At 73.0% G+C, this 19,622-nt stretch carries 18 protein-coding genes; 6 read left to right on the top strand and 12 right to left on the bottom strand.

Translation table 11 applies throughout. From position 1 onward, the window contains the following. Positions 1 to 4: 4 nt before the first annotated feature. The gene (locus ACFZDL_RS09305) at positions 5 to 1,162 is read left to right on the top strand and encodes an acetyl-CoA C-acetyltransferase (RefSeq protein WP_353589927.1); all 1,158 of its coding nucleotides are present in this window, start codon (positions 5 to 7) and stop codon (positions 1,160 to 1,162) included. On the opposite strand, the gene ACFZDL_RS09300 is transcribed toward ACFZDL_RS09305, so the two are convergent. Genes ACFZDL_RS09300 through ACFZDL_RS09285 form a run of 4 tightly spaced genes read right to left on the bottom strand, consistent with a single transcriptional unit; the run spans position 1,146 to position 4,580 of the window. Beyond that, positions 1,146 to 2,195, bottom strand: a complete 1,050-nt coding sequence (locus tag ACFZDL_RS09300; protein WP_353589926.1) for a nitronate monooxygenase — start codon at positions 2,193 to 2,195, stop codon at positions 1,146 to 1,148. The two genes, ACFZDL_RS09305 and ACFZDL_RS09300, sit on opposite strands and share 17 nt — an antisense overlap. Then, positions 2,195 to 2,932, bottom strand: a complete 738-nt coding sequence (locus tag ACFZDL_RS09295; RefSeq protein WP_353589925.1) for a CoA-transferase — start codon at positions 2,930 to 2,932, stop codon at positions 2,195 to 2,197. The genes ACFZDL_RS09300 and ACFZDL_RS09295 overlap by 1 nt, the downstream gene beginning before the upstream one ends. Continuing rightward, positions 2,929 to 3,777: a CoA-transferase gene (locus ACFZDL_RS09290; RefSeq protein ID WP_353590096.1), complete on the bottom strand. Its 849-nt coding sequence runs from the start codon at positions 3,775 to 3,777 to the stop codon at positions 2,929 to 2,931. The genes ACFZDL_RS09295 and ACFZDL_RS09290 overlap by 4 nt, the downstream gene beginning before the upstream one ends. 20 nt (positions 3,778 to 3,797) lie before the next feature. Next, entirely contained in the window at positions 3,798 to 4,580 is a 783-nt protein-coding gene (locus tag ACFZDL_RS09285; RefSeq protein WP_353589924.1) for an enoyl-CoA hydratase family protein, read from the bottom strand. Positions 4,581 to 4,659: 79 nt separating this feature from the next. On the opposite strand from ACFZDL_RS09285, the gene ACFZDL_RS09280 reads away from it, so the two are divergent. Continuing rightward, the gene (locus tag ACFZDL_RS09280; RefSeq protein WP_353589923.1) at positions 4,660 to 5,451 is read left to right on the top strand and encodes an SDR family oxidoreductase; all 792 of its coding nucleotides are present in this window, start codon (positions 4,660 to 4,662) and stop codon (positions 5,449 to 5,451) included. Then, the gene (locus tag ACFZDL_RS09275; RefSeq protein WP_353589922.1) at positions 5,448 to 6,362 is read left to right on the top strand and encodes an SDR family oxidoreductase; all 915 of its coding nucleotides are present in this window, start codon (positions 5,448 to 5,450) and stop codon (positions 6,360 to 6,362) included. The genes ACFZDL_RS09280 and ACFZDL_RS09275 overlap by 4 nt, the downstream gene beginning before the upstream one ends. On the opposite strand, the gene ACFZDL_RS09270 is transcribed toward ACFZDL_RS09275, so the two are convergent. Continuing rightward, positions 6,357 to 7,418, bottom strand: coding sequence for an SGNH/GDSL hydrolase family protein (locus ACFZDL_RS09270; RefSeq protein ID WP_353589921.1), 1,062 nt, complete (start codon positions 7,416 to 7,418; stop codon positions 6,357 to 6,359). The genes ACFZDL_RS09275 and ACFZDL_RS09270 overlap by 6 nt on opposite strands. A 185-nt stretch (positions 7,419 to 7,603) precedes the next feature. Between ACFZDL_RS09270 and ACFZDL_RS09265 the strand changes: the two genes are divergently transcribed. Then, on the top strand, positions 7,604 to 9,538 hold the full coding sequence (locus ACFZDL_RS09265) for an ATP-binding cassette domain-containing protein (protein WP_353589920.1): 1,935 nt from the start codon (positions 7,604 to 7,606) through the stop codon (positions 9,536 to 9,538). Here the strand turns inward: ACFZDL_RS09265 and ACFZDL_RS09260 are convergent. Both ACFZDL_RS09260 and ACFZDL_RS09255 read right to left on the bottom strand, forming a co-directional pair. Then, on the bottom strand, positions 9,525 to 11,162 hold the full coding sequence (locus tag ACFZDL_RS09260) for a radical SAM protein (RefSeq protein WP_353589919.1): 1,638 nt from the start codon (positions 11,160 to 11,162) through the stop codon (positions 9,525 to 9,527). The genes ACFZDL_RS09265 and ACFZDL_RS09260 overlap by 14 nt on opposite strands. A 60-nt stretch (positions 11,163 to 11,222) precedes the next feature. Continuing rightward, a complete protein-coding gene (locus ACFZDL_RS09255) occupies positions 11,223 to 11,948 on the bottom strand; it encodes a transketolase (protein WP_353589918.1) in 726 nt (241 codons plus the stop codon). A 222-nt stretch (positions 11,949 to 12,170) separates the two neighbouring features. Between ACFZDL_RS09255 and ACFZDL_RS09250 the strand changes: the two genes are divergently transcribed. Then, a complete protein-coding gene (locus ACFZDL_RS09250) occupies positions 12,171 to 12,914 on the top strand; it encodes an isopentenyl transferase family protein (RefSeq protein ID WP_353589917.1) in 744 nt (247 codons plus the stop codon). Continuing rightward, on the top strand, positions 12,911 to 13,510 hold the full coding sequence (locus ACFZDL_RS09245; protein WP_353589916.1) for a TIGR00730 family Rossman fold protein: 600 nt from the start codon (positions 12,911 to 12,913) through the stop codon (positions 13,508 to 13,510). Before ACFZDL_RS09250 ends, ACFZDL_RS09245 begins: the two co-directional genes overlap by 4 nt. Here the strand turns inward: ACFZDL_RS09245 and ACFZDL_RS09240 are convergent. The 5 genes from ACFZDL_RS09240 to egtA all read right to left on the bottom strand — a co-directional run bounded on the left by ACFZDL_RS09240 (position 13,480) and on the right by egtA (position 19,361). Next, on the bottom strand, positions 13,480 to 14,718 hold the full coding sequence (locus ACFZDL_RS09240; protein ID WP_353589915.1) for a transglycosylase family protein: 1,239 nt from the start codon (positions 14,716 to 14,718) through the stop codon (positions 13,480 to 13,482). The two genes, ACFZDL_RS09245 and ACFZDL_RS09240, sit on opposite strands and share 31 nt — an antisense overlap. A gap of 286 nt (positions 14,719 to 15,004) precedes the next feature. After that, a complete protein-coding gene (gene egtD, locus ACFZDL_RS09235; RefSeq protein WP_353589914.1) occupies positions 15,005 to 15,970 on the bottom strand; it encodes an L-histidine N(alpha)-methyltransferase in 966 nt (321 codons plus the stop codon). Continuing rightward, a complete protein-coding gene (gene egtC / locus ACFZDL_RS09230; protein WP_353589913.1) occupies positions 15,967 to 16,722 on the bottom strand; it encodes an ergothioneine biosynthesis protein EgtC in 756 nt (251 codons plus the stop codon). Before egtC ends, egtD begins: the two co-directional genes overlap by 4 nt. Positions 16,723 to 16,770: 48 nt before the next feature. Further along, complete coding sequence (gene egtB, locus ACFZDL_RS09225) at positions 16,771 to 18,108, bottom strand: ergothioneine biosynthesis protein EgtB (RefSeq protein ID WP_353589912.1); 1,338 nt, start codon at positions 18,106 to 18,108, stop codon at positions 16,771 to 16,773. Continuing rightward, entirely contained in the window at positions 18,105 to 19,361 is a 1,257-nt protein-coding gene (gene egtA, locus ACFZDL_RS09220) for an ergothioneine biosynthesis glutamate--cysteine ligase EgtA (RefSeq protein WP_353589911.1), read from the bottom strand. The genes egtB and egtA overlap by 4 nt, the downstream gene beginning before the upstream one ends. Between the last annotated feature and the right edge of the window lie 261 nt (positions 19,362 to 19,622).

The following is a 19,622-nucleotide window of genomic DNA, read 5'->3' as shown; positions in this document are numbered from 1 at the left end:
GATCATGGCCGAGGCATACATCGTCGAAGCGGTACGGACCCCGGTCGGCAAGCGGAACGGCGGACTGGCGTCCGTCCACCCGGCCGACCTCGGCGCGCACGCCCTGCGCGCCCTGATGGAGCGCTCGGGCGCCGACCCGGCCGCCGTCGAGGACGTGGTCCTCGGCTGCCTGGACACGGTCGGCCCGCAGGCCGGGGACATCGCGCGCACCTGCTGGCTGGCCGCCGGGCTGCCCGAGGAGGTCCCGGGCGTGACCGTCGACCGGCAGTGCGGCTCCTCGCAGCAGGCGATCCACTTCGCGGCGCAGGCGGTCCTCTCCGGCACCCAGGACCTGGTGGTCGCGGGCGGTGTGCAGAACATGTCGATGGTGCCGATCGCCTTCGCCAGCCGTCAGGCGACCGTGCCGCTCGGGCTGACCGAGGGCCCCTACGCGGGCTCCGAGGGCTGGCGGGCGCGCTACGGCGACCGGCCGGTCAACCAGTTCTACGGCGCCGAGCTGATCGCCGAGAAGTGGGGCATCACCCGCGAGTCGATGGAGGAGTTCGCGCTGCGCTCCCACCAGCGGGCGATACGGGCCATGGACGAGGGCCGCTTCGACCGCGAGCTCGTGCCGTACGGGGAGGTCACCGCCGACGAGGGGCCGCGCCGGGACACCAGCCTGGAGAAGATGGCCGGCCTCAAACCGGTCATGGAGGGCGGCCGGATCACCGCCGCCCTGTCCTCCCAGGTGTCCGACGGGGCCGCGGCGATGCTGATCGCCTCCGAACGCGCGGTGCGCGAACACGGCCTCACGCCGCGCGCCCGCGTCCACCACCTCTCGGTGCGCGGTGAGGACCCGATCCGCATGCTGTCCGCGCCGATCCCGGCGACGGCGCACGCGCTGAAGAAGACCGGCATGACCATCGACGACCTCGACCTGGTGGAGATCAACGAGGCCTTCGCCCCCGTGGTGCTGGCCTGGCTGCGGGAGACCGGCGCCGACCCGGAGAAGGTCAACGTCAACGGCGGCGCCATCGCCCTCGGCCACCCGCTCGGCGCCACCGGCACCAAGCTGATGACCACCCTGCTGCACGAACTGGAGCGCACGGGCGGCCGCTACGGCCTGCAGACGATGTGCGAGGGCGGCGGGCAGGCGAACGTGACGATCATCGAGCGGCTGTAAGCCGGCCCAGGACCTCCGCCGCCTCCGCCATCACCCGCTCCACCAGCTCCGCGCACGAAGGCAGGTCGTCGATCACCCCGGCGACCTGCCCGGAAGCCATCACGCCGCTGTCCGTACGGCCGTCGACCATCGACGCCTTCAGCAGCATCGGCGTGTTGGCGGCCAGCAGCACCTGACTCCAGGTCAGCTCCTTGCCGTGCTTCATCGCGAGCCCGTCGCGCACCATCCGCGCCCAGCTCAGCCCGGACAGCCGCCGGAAGGCCGCGGCGTGGCGCAGGGCTCGCGCCAGCGCCGTGGCGCGGCCGGACCGTTCCAGCGAGGTGACCAGCTCGCTGCGGAGCATCCGGTGGGGGAGCCCGTCGACCGCGGTCGTGACGGTGACGTCCGTGACCGACGCCGCCAGATAGCGGGCCTTGACCGCGTCCGGGACCGTGCTGTCGGAGGTCAGCAGAAACCGGGTGCCCATCGCGATCCCCGCCGCGCCGTACGCGAGCGCCGCCACCAGACCGCGTCCGTCGAAGAAGCCGCCGGCCGCCACGACGGGGATGTCGACCGCGTCGACGACCTGGGGCAGCAGCACGGCCGTGCCCACGCTCCCGGTGTGGCCGCCGCCCTCGCCGCCCTGCACCACGACCGCGTCCGCGCCCCAGGCGGCGACCTTCTCGGCGTGTCGCCGCGCGCCGACGGACGGGATGACGACCACACCCGCGTCCTTCAGCCGGGCGATCAGCTCCCGTGTGGGGGCGAGCGCGAAGGACGCGACCCGCACCCCCTCCTCGATGATGATCCGCACCCGCTCCTCGGCGTCCCCCGCGTCCGCCCGCAGGTTCACGCCGAAAGGGGCGTCGGTGCGTGACCTGACCTCCCGTACGGCCGACCGTAACCCGGGCGGGGTCATGGTGGCGGAGGCGAGGATGCCGAGGGCGCCGGCGTCGGCGGTCGCGGACACCAGCCGGGGGCCGGCCACCCACCCCATGCCGGTCTGCACGATCGGGTGCCGGACGCCGACGAGCTCGGTCAGCGGGGTGTCCATCAGGCGGGCACCTCCCGCTCGCGCAGCCCCTCCGGGTCGATGACCTCCCGGATCAGCCGCAGCTCCTCGCCCGTGGGCTCGCGGGTGCACGGGACGTCGTCGGCGATGTCGAGCGCGAAGCCGGTCGCCTCCCGCACCTGCTGGGCGGTCACGCCCGGGTGCAGGGAGCGTACGCGCATGGTGCGGTCGGGCGTGGCGAAGTCGAGGACGGCCAGGTCGGTCACGACGCACGGGATGCGGTGGTAGCGCGTGGCGGACGGCCCCGCGGCGGCCGCCCGGTCGTAGCCGACGCCGCAGACCATGTCGACGCGCTCGACGAAGACCCGCCGGGAGTGCCGAGGCACCCAGTAACTCGTGGGGTTGTTCAGCGTGTTGACGGGGGCGCCGCGCACGCCCAGCAGCTGCCGCCGGGGCCGGTGCCAGTCGCCGATGCAGCTGATGTTCTGGTTGCCGTGCCGGTCGAGCTGGCTCGCGCCCATCATCACGTGCCGCTTGCCGCCGCTCACCAGAGCCAGGTGCTGGCGGTAGGGCAGCCAGCCCTCCACCACCCCCGGCCCGTCGCCCAGCAGCATGGCCTCGCCGTCCGTGAGCAGCAGCTCGGGCGCGAAGGTGAGCCGGGCCAGCTGGGCGCCGATGCGCGGCACGGTGCCCATGGGGGCGGCGAGGACCTCGCCGTCGCCGCGCCAGGCCTCCGCGCAGGCCACCACGCAGTACTCGGCTCGGCTGACCGTGCTCATGCGTCCTCCTTGGCGAACTCCGCCACTGCCGTCCGGTACGCGTCCTCGTCGCCTGACAGGAAGCGGTCGGTGAACTCCCGCCATGTGCCCGGGTCGGCGGCGGCCTTCGCGTACGCGCGCTGGAACGCCTCGTCGCGCCCGTAGTCGGGGGCGCAGGAGGTGAAGTGCGCGCCGTTCGGGGTCTCGATCACGCCGGTCACCGAGTGGCGCTTGACCAGCAGCGTCTGCGGACCGCCCGCGTCCGCGAACTCCGCGCCGTCCACGACGCGCTCGCAGGAGACGTACGCCGAAGCGGCCGCCTCGCAGAACAGGTCGTCGAAGTACGGATCGGGGCCCAGATACTGGCCGTTGCCGTGCGCGTCGGCGCGGTTGAGGTGCACCAGCGCGGCGTCCAGCCGCAGCGCGGGTACCGCCACCAGCTCCTCCCCGTCCTCATACGGCGAGGTGACGGTCCGCAGACCGGGGTTGACGGTCATCACGTCCGAGCCGAGCCCCGCCCGCACCGGCATGAACGGCAGCCGGTGGACGGCGGCGGTCAGCCCCCACATGAACATCGCCTCGTCCAGCTCCACCAGTTCGAAGTCCCCGCGCTCGCGCGCCGCCCTGAAGTGCGGCTCGAGCGGGATCGAGTCGAGCGTGGCGAAGGCGGCGACCAGTTTGCGGATCTTCCCGGCGGCGGCCAGCAGCCCGACGTCAGGACCCCCGTACGAGACGACGGTCAGATCGGTGACCGGCGAGCGCAGCAGCGCCCGCACCAGCGCCATGGGTTTGCGCCGCGACCCCCAGCCGCCGATGCCGACGGTCATGCCGCTCTCGATCCGGCCGACGGCCTCCTCCGGGGTCATGATCTTGTTGTTGCCGGGGCTCAACGCCGCTCACCCGCCTCGGAAAGGCCGGAGGGGCCGGACACGCCGGACGCGAACGCCTCGCGGTGCCGGTCGGCGATGCCGCTCAGGTTGGCCTCGAAGGTGAAGCCCTGCTCGAACCGGTAGCTGCGGCGCACATCGACCGGGTCGATGCCGTTGATCGCGGCCTTGGCCAGCCGCAGCAGCGCCCCGTCCTTGGCGGCGATCTCCCGGGCCAGTTCCAGCGCCGCATCCGGCAGCTCCGCGCGCGGCACGACCCGCCACACCGCGCCGTGCCGGTGCAACTCCCCGGCCGTCACGGTGCGCGAGGTGTAGTAGAGCGTGCGCATCAGGTGCTGCGGCACCAGCCGGGCCAGATGGGTGGCCGCGCCCAGGGCGCCCCGGTCCAGCTCCGGCAGGCCGAACGTCGCGTCGTCGCTCGCCACGATCGCGTCGGCGTTGCCGACCAGACCGATTCCGCCGCCGAGGCAGAAGCCCTGCACGGCGGCGACGACCGGGACCTGGCAGTCGTAGACGGCGGCGAACGCCTCGTAGCAGCCGTGGTTGGCGCCGATCAGGGCCTGGTGCCCCTCGGTGCGCTGCATCTCCTTGATGTCCACGCCCGCGTTGAAGCCCCGCCCGGCGGCGCCGAGGACGACACAGCGCACGTCCGGATCTCTGCCCGCGCCGCGCACGGCCGACGCGAGCTCGTACCAGCCCTGGACGGGAAGGGCGTTGACCGGCGGGAAGTCCACGGTGACGACGGCGACGCCCGCGTGTGGGGCGGAGGTGGAGACACCCATGAGCAGATCCGCTACCTTTCCACCAAACATTTGTTAGGCGAGAAGGTAGCAGCGCCCGGGGCGCGGCGGGAGGTGTCACGTGGCCGTCACCATCGACCTGTCCGGGCGCGTCGCGGTCGTCACCGGAGGGACGCGGGGCGTGGGCGCGGGGATCGCGCGGTCCCTGCTTGCCGCGGGCGCCGAGGTCGTGGTCTGCGCCCGCCGGCTGGGGGACCGGCCCGTCGCGGCGGCGGGCCGCACGGCCCGCTTCCTGCCCCTGGACGTGCGCGACACGGACGCCGTCGGCGCCTTCTTCGACGCGCTGCGCGGCTCGTACGGGCGGCTCGACCTCCTGGTCAACAACGCCGGGGGCAGCCGGTTCGGACTGCTCGCCGATTCCGGGCCGGCCCGCGCCGCCCGCGTCGTGGAGCTCAATCTCATCGCCCCCCTGACCGTCTCCCTCGCCGCGTATGAGGTGATGCGGCATCAGGAGCGCGGCGGCTCCATCGTGATGATCGGCAGCGTCAGCGGGACCCGCCCCTCGCCCGGCACCGCCGCCTACGGAGCCGCCAAGGCGGGCCTTGCGAACCTCGCCCGCTCCCTGGCCGTGGAGTGGGCCCCCACGGTCCGGGTCAACACCGTCGTGCTCGGCATGGTCCGCACCGAACTGTCCCATCTGCACTACGGCGACGAGGCCGGGCTCGCCGCCGTCGGCCGCACCGTCCCCCTCGGACGGCTGGCCGAACCGGACGAGGCGGGCGACGCCTGCGTCTTCCTCGCCTCCGACCTCGCCGCGTACATCAGCGGTGCCGCCCTGCACGTCCACGGCGGCGGTGAGCGCCCGGCGTTCCTCGACGCCGCCAACGTCAACCAGCGGGAGGACCCAAGATGACCGGACTGTGCGGCGGACGCGTCGCCGTCGTCACCGGAGCGGGCCGTGGCCTGGGCCGCGCACACGCGCTGGCCCTCGCCGCCGAGGGGGCCAGGGTCGTCGTCAACGACCTCGGCGTGGCCCTGGACGGCGCGGTGGGCCAGGGGAGCCCGGCCCAGGACGTCGCCGAGGAGATCCGGGCGCTGGGCGGCGAAGCGGTCGCGCACGGCGGCGACATCGCCACCACCGACGGCGCGGCCTCCCTGGTCGCCACCGCCCTCGACACCTACGGCCGGCTCGACGCCCTCGTCAACAACGCCGGCTTCCTGCGCGACCGCATGCTGGTCAACCTGGACGAGGACGACTGGGACGCGGTGCTGCGCGTCCACCTCAAGGGCCACTTCCTGCCACTGCGGCACGCCGCCGTCCACTGGCGCGCCGAGGCGAAGGCGGGCCGCGCCCCGGCCGCCCGCGTGGTCAACACCAGCTCGGGGGCGGGGCTGCTGGGCAGCGTCGGCCAGGGCAACTACTCCGCGGCCAAGGCCGGGATCGTCGGGCTGACCCTCGTGGCCGCCGCCGAGCTGGGCCGCTACGGCGTCCAGGTCAACGCCATCGCCCCGGCCGCCCGCACCCGGATGACCGAGCGGGCCTTCGCCGAGACCATGGCCGCCCCGGGCGAGGCCGGCGCCTTCGACGCGATGGCTCCCGGGAACGTCTCACCGCTCGTCGTCTGGCTCGCCTCCGCCGACAGCGCGGGTGTCACCGGCCGGGTCTTCGAGGCCGAGGCCGGCCGCATCACCGTCATGGAGGGCTGGCGACCGGGCCCCACCGCCGACAAGGGAGCCCGCTGGACCCCCGCCGAGGCGGGCGAGGCCGCCCGGAAGCTGCTCGCCGCCGCCGAGCCGCCCCGGCCGGTGTACGGGGCGTCATGAGCCCGCCGGGCTCTCGGGCGTACATCCCGCGCGGCGCAGAGCCGTCAGGAAGCGGGCGGCGAAGACCGGATGCCCGGCGGGCGCGGGGTGCAGCCGGTCCAGGCCCTCGGGCTCCAGCAGCAGCCGCGTACAGCTGGGCCCGAACACCTTCGGGCCGTGGACGTAGTGCAGATTCGTGTCCCCGTGCGTGCGCAGCAGCTCGACCGCGCGCCGTATGTGCGCCCGGCACTCGCGCATCGTCATCCCGGAGGGCCCAGGCACCTCCTCCCGCTCGGGCGCGACGATGTTCGACATCACGGCGAACGGCGTCCTCGGGTGCCCCTCGCGCACCGTCCGCACGAAGCCGATCAGCGCCGAGGCAAGCGAGTCGCGGTTGTGGCTGCCCAGCGCCTGGATGTTGATCCCGACGCAGACGGTGAGCACATCGGCCGGCAGGTCCCGCATCAGCCGCGCGGTCATCGGCTGCAGCTGGCAGGCCGCGCCCAGCGCCAGTGAGGTCAGCTCCCAGCCGGCGCGCCGGGCCACCAAAGCGGCCCACGTACGGCTCGGGGAGGCGGCGCCGCGCCCCTGCGAGATGGAGCTGCCGTAGTGGACCCAGCGCGGCCGCCCCTCGCCGCCGTCACGCTCGACCGCCCCGCCCGGGTCCAGCTCCACCTCGCACAGCCGGAACTGATGGTAGAAGGGCAGCCACAGCTCGACCGCGGCCATCCGCCCCGGCAGGCCGTCGACCCGGAACTCCGCGTCCCCGCCGTGTGTCTGCAGCTCGACGGTGGCCGCGTGCCGCCCCTCGCAGAGCACATCCAGCCGCGCCACCTCCGGTGGCCCGTTGAGCTTCGGCGCGGGATCCGCCTGGTAGCGGCAGGTCAGCCCGGTGCTGTCGGTACGCAGACCCACCCGCACCCCCGACGGCATCGCCGCCCGCCCCAGCCCGCCCTCGGGCAGATACAGCGCGGCCTCCTCATGCGGCAGCCGCCAGGGCGCGGTCCAGCCGGGGCCGCGCTGCAGCGACACCGCCCCCCGGTAGCGCAGCCGCGGGTCGTCGTGGGCCAGACGCACGCCGCACTCTCCTCCGCTTTCCGTCTCGAGGCCAGGGCGCGTACCCAGCCCCACCGCGGGCGCACGATGCCCCACACCTCGCACATCGTGCCACGGAGCGCGGCCGAGCCCGACCGGAAATGCGTCGCGGACGACCCCTCCACTACGACAGACTGACGCGGTGCCCGGGCGGAGGGGGTGGCGCGATGCCGTGGCCGCGGCGACGCAAGCAGCAGGCCCCTGACGAGACATCGGAGTCCGAGCGTCTCCTCTTCGGCGGACGGCTCCGGTACGACATGGGATTCAGCCGCTACGACGACGCCTATCTGCATCTGTCGCTCTGGGCGATGGCCCGCAGGCTGCCGCGCCTGGTGGGCTCCACCGTACGGCTCGCCTGGGCCGCCGACCGCAGGGCGCTGCGGACGGTCGCGGCGGCGGAGATCGGCCAGGGGATCGGCCAGGCGTTCAGCCTGGTCGCGGTGAACGACGCGCTGGCGGCGCTGCTGTCCGACGGGGCGACCGCCGACCGGCTGCGAGGCGCCCTGCCGTCCCTGATCGTGGTGGGCGTGGTGGCGGTCCTCGGCGCGCTGCTGGCCTCGGCCTCGACGGCCGGGACCGGCCGGCTGGAGCCGAAGGTCGAACGGGTGGCGACCGAGCGGTACTTGGAGTGCGCGGCCCGGGTGGAGCTCTCCGCGATCGAGGACGCGGAGTTCCACCGGCTGCTGGACTCCGCCCAGTACGGGGCCTCCTCGGCCCGGCGCATGGTCAAGTACTGCGTGGCGGTGGTCAACGGGATGCTCGCCGTCGTCGCCGCCGCTGGAGTGCTGACCGTTCTGCACCCCCTGCTGCTGCCCCTGCTGGTGCTCATCGCCCTGCCGCGCAGCTGGAGCGCGCTGCGCATCGCCCGCCGCCGTTATCTCTCCTTCCACACCATGATCGAGCACGCCCGGGCGGGCCATCTGCTCAGCCGGCTGCTCACCGAGCGCGAGGCGGCGCAGGAGGTCCGGGTGCACGGCGTCGGCGGCTTCCTGCTGCGTCACTTCCGCCGGATGTCGGAGTCGGCCGAGGCGGAGCAGACCCGGCTGGCCGACGCCGCGGCCGGCACCGAGCTGATCGCCGCGGCGCTCACCGGCGCGGCGACCCTCGCCACGTACGCGGCGCTCGGCGGGCTGCTGCTGACCGGCGGCATGGAGCTGTCCGTCGCGGGCACCGCGGTCATCGCGATCCGCACCGGTTCGCAGAACCTGTCCACACTGGTGCTGCAGCTCAACCAGCTCTACGAGGAGATGCTGTTCGTCCAGGACCTGGACCGGCTGTGCGAGGACGCCGAGCGGTGCGCCATCCCCGAGGGCGGGCTGCCGCTGCCGATGGAGCCGCAGGAGATCCGTTTCGACTCCGTCTCCTTCACCTATCCCGGCAGCGACCGGCCCGCCCTGGACAAGGTCAGCCTCACCATTCCCGGCGGGGGCGTGGTGGCGCTCGTCGGCGAGAACGGGTCCGGTAAGTCCACCCTGGTCAAGCTGCTCGCCGGGCTCCATATGCCGGATACGGGGCGCATCCTGTGGGACGGCACCGACATCGCGGAGGCCGACCGCGCACAGCTCTTCTCCCGGATCGCCATGGTCAACCAGGACTTCAAGCGCTGGCCCTTCACCGCCAAGGCGAACGTCGCGATCGGCAGCCCGCAGAGCCCCGTCCGCGCCGAGGCCCTGGACCGCGCGGCGGCCTACGCGGGGGCCGACGACATCGTCGCCGGGCTGCCGCACGGCTGGGACACCCTGCTGGCCCGGGAGTTCCGCGGCGGCCAGCAGCTCTCCGGCGGCCAGTGGCAGCGGCTGGGCATCGCCCGCGCCCGCTACCGCGCCGCGCCCGTGCTGCTGGTCGACGAGCCCACCTCGGCGCTCGACGCACGCGCCGAGCTCGCCGTCTTCGAGCAGATCCGGGCCCTCGCGGGGGACGGGCAGACCGTCGTGCTGATCACCCACCGGCTGGCGTCCGTCCGGCACGCCGACCTCATCCACGTCCTCCACGAGGGGCGGCTCGCCGAATCGGGCACCCCGCAGGAGCTGCTGGACCGGGGTGGCATCTACGCCGAGCTGTTCCATCTGCAGGCCTGCCAGTACGACCTCAGCGGGCCGTGACCACCCCGTGCCCGGCGAGGTCGGACAGCAGACCGTCCCTGCGGCGCGTGGCCTCGGCCGGGTCGCGGACGTCGGCGCTCAGCATCCCGAGGCGGTCCACCAGCTTCTCGACCACCGCGTTCTGCGCCGGAGAGCGGTCGGGGAGCAGCGGGGACTCAAAGCCGTGCTGCCACACCCTGGCGATCGCGTGGTCGTTCTTCCAGCGCACCTCGCGCAGGGTCTCCAGCTGCAGTTGGGCGGCGGTGTGGCTGTCCATGCCGTGGTGGGTCCAGTCCTCCGCCTCGCCGTCCAGGTCGAACACCTCAAGACCGAAGCGGTCGGCCTCCTGCCAGATCGGCATGGTCTCGTCGTTCATCATGAAGACGTAGAGCGCGAACTGGCCGGAGTACTCCGACACCAGGAACCGCTTGGTGTCCTCGAAGAGTTCGGGCGTCTCGCCGGGATAGCCGACGATGAACGAGACGAAGGAGTGGATCGAGCTGTTCCGCAGCAGCTCGAAGGCCGTCCGGTTGGCGCGCGCCTTGACCTGTTTGCGCATGTAGCCCAGCGTGGTGTCGTTCATCGACTCGAAGCCGATGGACAGCGCGCGGCAGTGAGCCCGCTCCAGATCGTCGACGACGCCCCGGTCGCGGATCGAGTTGGCGCGTGTGTACGCCTCCCAGCCGACGTTCGCCTCCGCCAGCAGCGGCAGCAGCGCGCGCAGCCGGGTCGGCGGCACGGTGAAGGTGGAGTCCAGGGCCTTGATGTACTCGGCGCCGTTCTCACGGTGGTAGCGCAGGAAGTCATCCGCGATCTTCTGGGCCGATTTGTAGCGCCACTTCGGCGACGCGGCGGGGAAGGAGCAGTACTTGCAGCTGAACGGGCAGCCCCGCATGGACTCGTAGGGGACGACCGGGAGCCTGCCCACCGGGCTGGGCGAGGGCAGCGCGTCCAGGTCGACGTACTCGATCCTGGTCATGCGCATCCGGTCCGTATCGGGGTCGCGCCACACCAGGTTGGGGACGGCGCCCACATCGCCCCTGGTGCGCAGCGCGCGCAGCAGCGCGGGCAGGGCGTCCTCGGCATCACCGCGGACGATGTACCGGACGAAGGGGTGATCGGCGAGGATCCGCTGGAACTTGAGGTTGCTGTACTGCCCGCCGAGCACCAGAACCGCGGTAGGGAAACGTTCCTCCACCCATGCGACGGCCTTGGCGAGGGTCCGGCGGTCCCAGATGAACGTGGTCGAGAGCAGCACGATGTCCGCGTCGCCCGGGGGTTCCTCGGCGGAGCCGTTCCAGATCCGCTCGATCGGGAACACCTCGTGCTCGACCCCGGCGGCCAGCAGGATCGACTGCAGGGTAAAGGTGGTCAGATGGGGTGCCTTGCCCGGCTCGGCCTCCTCCTCGGCGGCGGTCAGGCGTACGGAGCTGACCGCGCGGGCCCGGCCGCCGGCGCGCCTCGGGCGCAGCAGGGGCCGCCCCGCCCCGTCCGCCGTGCGCAGCAGGGACAGGTCGAACACCTCGGGCCGCCCGGCGGCCGGGCGGTGAACCTCGGGGGCCAGTAACGCCTGGAACGAAGAGCCCTCCAGAAGCTTCTTGTTCGGTACTTCCGGACCCATGCCGGAGATCAGGAGAACGTTCATCGGCTTCCTCCCCGGGAAGTGGAGTGCTGTTGTGGAGCCTTCGGCGACGGCTCGGCGCCGTCAGCGCAGGAAGGCCCTGACCGCCGTGGCGATGCCCGCCTCGTCGAGCCCGTGGGCGCGCGGCCCGGAGTCGTCCCAGGGGAGGCCGAGGGCGCGGAGCCGGTGCGGGACGTTCACCAGGGTTTCGGCGATACGGTGCGCCGAGGTCCCGGCCAGATAGGGCTCGACCAGGACGACATCGGCCCGGTCGGCGGCCAGCACCGCCGTGCGCAGGCCCACCGCGTCGAAGGGGCGGATGGTCGAGGCGTACAGGACGGTCAGGTCGAGGCCGGCGGTGGCGCGCACCACCGCGTCCAGCGTGGGGCCCACGGCCAGGACCACACCGCCCGCGCCGAGTCTGATGACCTCGAACGACCCCGAGGCGCCGTGGGGCTCGGCGTTGCCCCGCTCGGGCAGCCTGAGGTACGTGCTCCCGTCACCGGCCGCGGCGTCCCGCAGCAGCCGCCCGGCCTCGGCGGGGTGCCCCGGCACATGGAGGCTCCAGCCCGGGAGGGCGTCGAACAGCGCCACGTCCTGTGGCGCGGAGTCGTACGAGGCGCCGCAGCCGACCAGAACCGTGCGCTCCGCACGCCGGCGGAGCACCGGCCCGAGCTGTTCCAGAACGCGCTCGACGGGAGTGGAGAGGTCGATCAGAGCCGATCCGGCGGGGAGCGAGAGCGTGTCCGGAATCCATCCCTTGCCGAATGGATCGAGAATTGGTGACGGCGGTTCCGATAGCTGAGTCATGCCCGGTCCTCTCGTGAATGCCGTTGGGGCTGCCGTGAGAGCTGCCGTGAGAATGGTGCGATCCGGAGTGTGGCGCGGGGCCAGTAAGGATCGCGTTAAATATTCAACCTTTAATTACTTGCCCATTCGTTTACTGTTTTGATGCCTTGGCTAGGGATGCGCGCGGGACGTTGGGGGTTACCGTGATTTCCCGTCAGGAACGTTGCGGCGAAGGGGATTTCGATGTCTGGATCGCATGGCGGAGGGCCGCAGTTCGTGCACGTCATCGCGGGACCCACCGGCGTCGGGAAGAGCGCGGCCGCCACCGCGCTGGCCCGGATCACGGGCGCGCCCATCGTGGTGGCCGACCGGATCCAGTGCTTCACCGACCTGGCCACCACCAGCGCCCGGGCCGGCGAGGAGACGGTCGAGGTGGAGCGCTCCTGGCTGGGCGACCGGACCGTGGCCGACGGGGACTTCCCGCCCGAGGAGGCGGCGGACGCGCTCGTCCGCAGGCTGGAGGAGCTGGGCGAGCGCCATCGGTTCGTGATCGTCGAAGGCGGTTCCATATCGCTGCTGCGGGATTTCGCGCAGCGGCTTCCTGATCTGCCCCACCGGCTGACCGTGCGGCTGCTGCACATCCCGGACCGGGAGGGATACGTGGCCGGCCTGGCGCGCAGGGCGCGCCGGATGCTGGCCCCCGAGGGCGAACAGACCAGCATGCTCCAGGAGCTGGTCACCCTTTGGGAAAGTCCGGACCATCGCTTCTTCGCGGCATCCGTCAACGGACTCGAGGCGATTCTGGAATGGTGTGCCACCTATTCGGTGAGCGTCGAATCGCTGACCTCGCGCAAGCTCTCCGAATCACAGCTGGACAAGATTTCCCGGATGGTGGCGGAGCGCCATGCGGAACACGGTGTTATGCAGGAAAGAATCTTCTCGAAAGTTTTCGAGGGAATCCCTTCGGCGGTTTACCACGCGGCGTGAGCGCGGATGTCGCCGTGCGCCGGGTCACGGTTTTCTGCGGGGCCTCTTCCGGCTCTCGCCCGGTCCATCTGCGGGCGGCGGCCGAGTTCGGCCGGGCCGTGGCCGAAGCCGGTCTCGAGCTGGTGTACGGAGGGGCCCGGGTGGGTCTGATGGGGGCGGTGGCAGACGCCGCCCTGCGCGCGGGCGGCGCCGTCACGGGCGTCATCCCGCGGCACCTGGCGCGCCACGAGATCCGCCACACCGGTCTCACCCGGCTCCTGGTCGTGGAGGACATGCACCAGCGCAAGGCGCGCATGGCGGAACTCGGCGACGCCTTCGTCGCCCTGCCGGGCGGACTCGGCACCGCCGAGGAGTTCTTCGAGACGCTGACATGGGCTCAGATCGGGCTGCACGGCAAGCCGTGTGCCCTCCTGGACACCGGAGGCTTCTATCAGCCCCTGCTCGCCTTCCTCGCCCACGCCGCGGCCGAAGGGTTCGTGTCGCGCCGCGACGTGGACGGCATCCTGGTCTGCGAGCGGCCCGGGGACCTCCTGCCCCGGCTCGCGGCTCGCGCCTGCTCAGCTGCTCAGATGGAGACGCCGTGTGAGCGCAGATAGGCCAGCGGGTTGATGTCGGAGCCGTAGCCGGGGCCGGTGCGGATCTCGAAGTGGAGGTGCGGACCGGTGGCGTTGCCCGTCGAGCCGGAACGGCCCACCTGCTGGCCGCCGCTCACCTGCTGGCCCGCCCGGACGGACAGCTGCGACAGATGGGCGTACTGGCTGTACCGGCCGTCCGGGTGCCGGATGACCACCTCGTAGCCGTACGCGTCGGCCCACCCCGCCGAGACCACCTGGCCGGTGCCGACGGCCTTGACCGAGGTGCCGATGGACACGGGGAAGTCGACGCCGGTGTGATAGCCGCTCGACCAGCTGCCCCCGGCCGCCCGGTACGCCGTGCTCGGGCCGACCCCGCTGACCGGGGCGGTGAACCCCGTGGTGGTGGCGGGCTTCGCGGCGGGCTTGTGGGTGGTCCGGTGGTGGCGGTCCGGCTTGGCGGCCTTCGACGGCCGCTCGGTCTTCGGCTCCGTCTTCACCTTGGCCTTGGGCTCGGCTTTGGGCGTGGCCTTCGCCTTGGGCCCGGCCTTGGCTCCGGGGCCGTTCAGGGAGAGCTTCTGGCCCGGATAGATCAGATCCGGGTCGCCGCCGATGGTCTCGCGGTTGGCCTGGTAGATCGTCTGCCAGCCGCCGTCGACATCGTGCCGGTCGGCGATCCGGGACAGCGAGTCGCCGCTGATGACCACGTACGGGCCGGCCTTGGCGGGCGTGCGCCCCGGGAGGCTGGTGGGCGTCGGCGTGTCGTGCTTGGTCCGCGGGGTGCGGTCGGCCTGCTGGTGGTGTGTCGTCGCCGACGCGGCCGTGGCCTTGGCCGCGCTCTGCGGGGCGGCGTCGCCCCGGGTCAGCCCGGCCCGGCTCGAGCAGTTCGGCCAGGCGCCGGGGCCCTGGGCGTCGAGCACCTTCTCGGCGACGGCTATCTGCTGGTCCTTGGTGGCCAGGTCGGCCCGGGGCGCGTACGCGGTCCCGCCGTACGCCTCCCAGGTGGACTGGGTGAACTGCAGACCTCCGTAGAAGCCGTTTCCGGTGTTGATGTCCCAGTTCTCGGTGGACTCGCAGTGGGCGACCTTCTCCCAGGTCTCCCCGGATGCCGCGCTCGCGCCGGCCGCACCGACCAGTGGCAGGGCGATACCGGCGCCGCCCGCGGTGACGCTGAGCGAGGCGCGGGAGATGCGGTTGGGCTTGTAGCGGCGGTGGCGTCCGCGTAAGGCCATGGACGGCTCCTTCTCATGCGCCTTCGCGGCGCGCTGCCGGGCGCGCCAAAGATTAAGGGTGTGGATTTCGCCACAACAAGAGGGGGTTCGGGCGCGGTTGAGGGCCGCACCGCGCTGCGCTGCGGCCTCACCGCTGGAGAGTGACATGGATCACATTATTTCGGTCGGTGTTGTGGGTGGAACGGAGCGTAGTGATGTCAACGGGGTGTGGTGACAGCGGAGTTGCGCGCCCCCTTGGCTCCGGTGGATGCGCCGGGTCGCGCTCGGCCGACCCGGCGCCCGGGACCTACACCCGGACCGCGAGCGACAGCGCGAAGCGCCCCTCGCTGTCGGTCCACCACCGCCGCGGCCGCAGCCCCGCCGCGGTGAGCTCGGCCCGTACCCGCTCCCGGCGGAACTTCGCGGAGACCTCGGTGCGGATCTCCTCCCCGGCCGCAAGGTGCACCGCGAGGTCGAGTGCGGGGATCTTCGCGGTGACCGCGCCGCGGGCGCGCAGCCGCATCTCGATCCACTCGTGCTCGGCGTCCCACAGCGCCACATGGTCGAAGTCCGCCGGGTCGAAGTCCGCGCCCAGCTCCCGGTCGATGACGGCCAGCACATTCTTGTTGAACTCCGCCGTGACGCCCTGCGCGTCGTCGTACGCGGCGACCAGCGTGGCCTCGTCCTTGACCAGGTCGGTGCCCAGCAGCAGCGCGTCACCGGGGGCGAGCAGGGCGCTGACCGAGGTGAGGAACCCGGCCCGCTCGACGGGCAGCAGATTGCCGATGGTGCCGCCGAGGAACGCGACCAGGCGCGGGCCCGGCGTGTCCTGCGGAAGGGCGAGCCCGTCCAGGAAGTCGGCGACCAGCGCGTGCACCGTCAGCCCCGGGTGCTCGGCCAGCAGGGCGCGCCCGGCGAGGGTCAGCGCGCTCTCGCTCACGTCCACGGGCACGTAGGCGTGCAGATCAGGCAGGGCGCGGAGCAGATGGCGGGTCTTCTCCGAGGAGCCGGAACCCAGCTCGACGAGGGTGCGGGCGCGGGTCGCGGCGGCGATCTCCGCGGCCCGGGCGACCAGGATCTCCTGCTCCGCGCGGGTCGGGTAGTACTCGGGCAGCTCGGTGATCCGCTCGAACAGCTCGCTTCCGCGGGCGTCGTAGAACCACTTCGGCGGCAGCTGCTTGGGGGTGCGGGTCAGCCCCTCGGCCACATCGGCGCGCAGCGCGGCGGCCGTGGCGTCGGCGGGCAGGGTGCGGGTGACGGTGAAGGGGCTCACGGGGAAGCCTCCCTGAGTGCGGTGAGCTGGACATCGGAGCGGGTGGCGGTGAGCAGGGTGCGGTCGGGGACATCGGTCCAGCGCGGGTCGTCGTCATACGGCTCGGAGGCCACCACCACGCTGTGGCCCGGTTCGGCCAGATAGCTGAGGGTGTCGCCCCAGGCGGTGGCGGCGATGGTCTCGCCGTCCGTGAGCAGCAGGTTCAGCCGCGACCCGGGCGCCGCGGCAGCCACCGTACCCGTCGTCTCGCCCAGCGCCGCGGGCAGGCCGTGGCCCAGGCGCAGCCGGTGCAGCGTGAGCGCCCACAGGAACGCCGCGTCGCAGCGCGCCTCCAGCCGCAGCAGGTCGGCGGGCGGCAGGGTGGCGGTGAGGTCGGCCACGGAGTGTGGCCAGTCCTCGACCTTGCCGTTGTGGCTGAACAGCCAGGCGCCCGAGGAGAAGGGGGCGGCGCCCGCCTCCCCGTCGGCGCTGGCCTCGGAGGCGTTGCGCACGGCGGCCAGCAGCGCGCCGGTCCTGATCACCCGGGCCAGATCGGTGAACGACAGATCGGCCCAGATGGGCCCGGCGCGCCGGTAGCGGGCGGCCACCGGGTCGCCCTCCGCGTACCAGCCGACGCCGAACCCGTCGGCGTTCATCCGGCCGTGCCGCTGCCGCCGCGGCTCGTACGACTGGCGGTACAGCCCGTGCGGGGGCGCGATGAGGAGTTCCCCCACGGGTGTGCTGGGTCCGAGATAGGCGAGATGCCGGCACATCGGCATCACCCCCTTCCGATCCGGGGTGGGGTCCGATCCGCTGGGTGTTCACGCTTCCGCGGGCCCCGCGTCGCGCGCGGTGCGGAAGCCCGAGAAGATCTGGCGGCGTATCGGCAGGTCCCAGTTGCGGAAGGTGCCGCGGCAGGCGACCGGGTCCACGGCGAAGGAGCCGCCGCGCAGCACCTTGTACCCGTCGCCGAAGAAAACCTCCGAGTACTCGCGGTACGGGAAGGCCCGGAACCCCGGGTAGGGCAGGAAGTCGCTGGCCGTCCACTCCCATACGTCGCCGATCAGCTGCCGGACGCCCAGCGGCGAGGCACCGCGCGGGTAGCTGCCCGCCAGGGCCGGCCGCAGATGGCGCTGGCCCAGGTTGGCGTGGACCGGGGTGGGGTCGGCGTCGCCCCAGGGGTAGCGCCGGGACCGGCCGTCTGCCGGGTCGTGCCGGGCGGCCTTCTCCCACTCCGCCTCGGTGGGCAGCCGCCGGCCCGCCCAGCGGGCGTAGGCGTCGGCCTCGTACCAGCTCACATGCACCACGGGCTCCTCGGGCTCCACCGGCTCCGTCACCCCGAAGCGCCGGCGCAGCCACTGCCCGCCCTCGCGCCGCCAGAACAGCGGGGCGGTCAGCCGGTGCTCGCGGATATGACCCCACCCCGCCTCGGTCCACCAGCGCCGCCGCTCGTAGCCGCCGTCCTCGATGAACCGCGCGTACGCACCGGCCGTGACCGGGGTGGTGTCGATGAAGAAGGCGGGGACCACCCGGCGGTGGGCCGGGCGCTCGTTGTCCAGCGCCCAGGGCTCGGTGGAGGTGCCCATGGTGAACGAGCCGCCGGGGATCAGCACCTCCGCCGGCAGCGGGACGCCGTCCGCCGGGGGCGGAGGCGGGGGCGGGGCGGTGAGCGCGGCAGGCCCCTGGCGCAGCTGGTGGGTGATGAGCATCGTCTCGTCGTGCTGCTGCTCATGCTGCGCGATCATGCCGAACGCGAAGCCGGCGTCGACCAGCGGCCCGCCGCGCAGCGGGATCCGCGTCAGCACGTCGAGCACCCTGCCGCGCACATCGGCGACATAGCCGCGGGCCTCGGCGGGCGGCAGCAGCGGCAGCGAGGGCCGCTGGGCGCGCGGGTGCTCGAAGGCGTCGTACACCGAGTCGATCTCGGGGCGCAGCGCGTCCTGCCCGGCGACCGCGCGCAGCAGCCACTGCTCCTCCTGGTTGCCGATGTGCGCCAGGTCCCAGACCAGCGGTGACATCAGCGGGGAGTGCTGTGCGGTGAGGTCGTGTTCGTCGACGCAGGTGGTGAGGGCGCCGGTGCGCTCGCGCGCACGCCGCAGCGCCGCCTCGGCGCGCCGTCGCAGCGCCTCGGGGTCGGTGTCGGGGCCGGGAGCGGTCATGGCCGGTACTCCTTCCCGGTGACGGGGGTGAGCAGATCGTCGGCGGGACACCGGCCGCGGGCGACATAGCGGTCGGTGAAGTCGGCGACGGCGGAGGCAATGGCGGGGGAGGCCCCGAGCCGGGGCAGCGCCTCAAGGGCCGTGGTGAAGCAGACGACGGCGGCGGCGCGCAGCTCGGGGTCGGCGAGGGCGTGGCGGGCGGCGGTGCGCCACAGCGGATTGGCGGGCGCGGGCTTTGGGCCCGCCGTCTCGGCGAGCGGTTTCACCACGCGGTAGACGGTCTCCGCCGCCTCGGGGTCGTCGAAGAGGGCCACGGTGACGGCGAGCGGGACGATCCAGCCGTCCTCGCCGCGCTGCGCGTCGATCATGCGCAGCTCCAGATGGCCGCGGGGCCGGACGGGCGGGAAGAGGGTCGATATGTGGTAGTCGAGGTCGTCCCGGGTGGGCGGCCGGGGCGCTCCGGTACGGATCCAGTCGCGGAAGGTGAGGCCGTACGGCACGGCCCACGCCTCCTCGCCGTCCCGGATGGCCATGACGGGCGCGTCCAGCACATACCCGGCCCAGGCGGCCCGCGGGTCCGGTCCGGCGGGCGGCGCCAGTGTCCGTCCCGGGTCCATCGCGGTCCACAGGGCCTGCCGTGTCGAGCGGTAGCCGGTGGGGGCGCCCTGGCGCAGGGGAGAGTTGGCGAAGGCGGCGGTCAGCACGGCCCCCAGCAGATGGGCCAGCCGCCAGCGCCGCCCGAGGCCGAGCGGCCCCGGCTCGTCGTGACCGGCGTCCACGCACACCTGCACGGAGGCGGTGTTGCACATCATGGAACGCCCGGCCGGTCCACGGCGGTCGAAGTAGGTCTCCATCGTGGCGTAGCGAGGGGTGGTGAGAAATCGGCGCGGTGGCCGCCAGGGGTCGTGCCCGTGGCCGGCGATGCCCAGGCCGAACCGGGCGAGGAGCGGGCGTACGAGCGCCAGATCGGCGGCGGCGGACTCCACCAGGGCGGTGAGCGAGTCGGCCGGGAGGGAGCTGAGCTCCAGCTGGCCGCCCGGTTCGAAGGTGAGGGTGGACCGGAGCGGCAGTCCGCGCAGTGCGGTGACCGCGGCCTCCAGCCGGGCGGTCTCCACGGGGTGTGCGGGGTGGTGCGCGTCGTGTACGAGCCATTCCAGCTCGACACCGAACCGCCTCGGCGGTCCGGTCTTGAAACAGATGCCGCGTATGCGGGCCTCTGTCTCGGCTTCGCTGATCGCCTGACTCTGGGGCACAGTCGTCTCCCGTTCTGCCTTCTTACGGGCTCGGTTCACCTCCGGGGCGTCTCAGCCCCGGCGGTTCACTCGCGGCCCGGTACGGGGGCCACCGCGGTGTGGGCCGCGTTGCCGCTGCCAACCCTCACCTGTCGGTGGCGTCTGACTCAAGGGCCCATCCAGCCTCAGGGCCCGTCAAGCGTCGCACAAGAGTGCGTCCGCCGCCCGGCGGAGTGGCCCGGGCACGCCTCGCCGGACGGTTCCGCTGGTCGTACCGACTGG

Source organism: Streptomyces sp. NPDC007917 (assembly GCF_042959105.1).
Classification (GTDB): domain Bacteria; phylum Actinomycetota; class Actinomycetes; order Streptomycetales; family Streptomycetaceae; genus Streptomyces.
This window is presented reverse-complemented; position numbering and strand designations above follow the sequence as displayed.

Excerpts from the sequence above, each read along its gene's own strand:
- ACFZDL_RS09305 (WP_353589927.1), top strand. The coding sequence starts at position 5 with ATGGCCGAGGCATACATCGTCGAAGCGGTACGGACCCCGGTCGGCAAG.
- ACFZDL_RS09300 (WP_353589926.1), bottom strand. The coding sequence starts at position 2,195 with ATGGACACCCCGCTGACCGAGCTCGTCGGCGTCCGGCACCCGATCGTG.
- ACFZDL_RS09295 (WP_353589925.1), bottom strand. The coding sequence starts at position 2,932 with ATGAGCACGGTCAGCCGAGCCGAGTACTGCGTGGTGGCCTGCGCGGAG.
- ACFZDL_RS09290 (WP_353590096.1), bottom strand. The coding sequence starts at position 3,777 with ATGACCCCGGAGGAGGCCGTCGGCCGGATCGAGAGCGGCATGACCGTC.
- ACFZDL_RS09285 (WP_353589924.1), bottom strand. The coding sequence starts at position 4,580 with ATGGGTGTCTCCACCTCCGCCCCACACGCGGGCGTCGCCGTCGTCACC.
- ACFZDL_RS09275 (WP_353589922.1), top strand. The coding sequence starts at position 5,448 with ATGACCGGACTGTGCGGCGGACGCGTCGCCGTCGTCACCGGAGCGGGC.
- ACFZDL_RS09265 (WP_353589920.1), top strand. The coding sequence starts at position 7,604 with ATGCCGTGGCCGCGGCGACGCAAGCAGCAGGCCCCTGACGAGACATCG.
- ACFZDL_RS09260 (WP_353589919.1), bottom strand. The coding sequence starts at position 11,162 with ATGAACGTTCTCCTGATCTCCGGCATGGGTCCGGAAGTACCGAACAAG.
- ACFZDL_RS09255 (WP_353589918.1), bottom strand. The coding sequence starts at position 11,948 with ATGACTCAGCTATCGGAACCGCCGTCACCAATTCTCGATCCATTCGGC.
- ACFZDL_RS09250 (WP_353589917.1), top strand. The coding sequence starts at position 12,171 with ATGTCTGGATCGCATGGCGGAGGGCCGCAGTTCGTGCACGTCATCGCG.
- ACFZDL_RS09240 (WP_353589915.1), bottom strand. The coding sequence starts at position 14,718 with ATGGCCTTACGCGGACGCCACCGCCGCTACAAGCCCAACCGCATCTCC.
- egtC (WP_353589913.1), bottom strand. The coding sequence starts at position 16,722 with ATGTGCCGGCATCTCGCCTATCTCGGACCCAGCACACCCGTGGGGGAA.
- egtB (WP_353589912.1), bottom strand. The coding sequence starts at position 18,108 with ATGACCGCTCCCGGCCCCGACACCGACCCCGAGGCGCTGCGACGGCGC.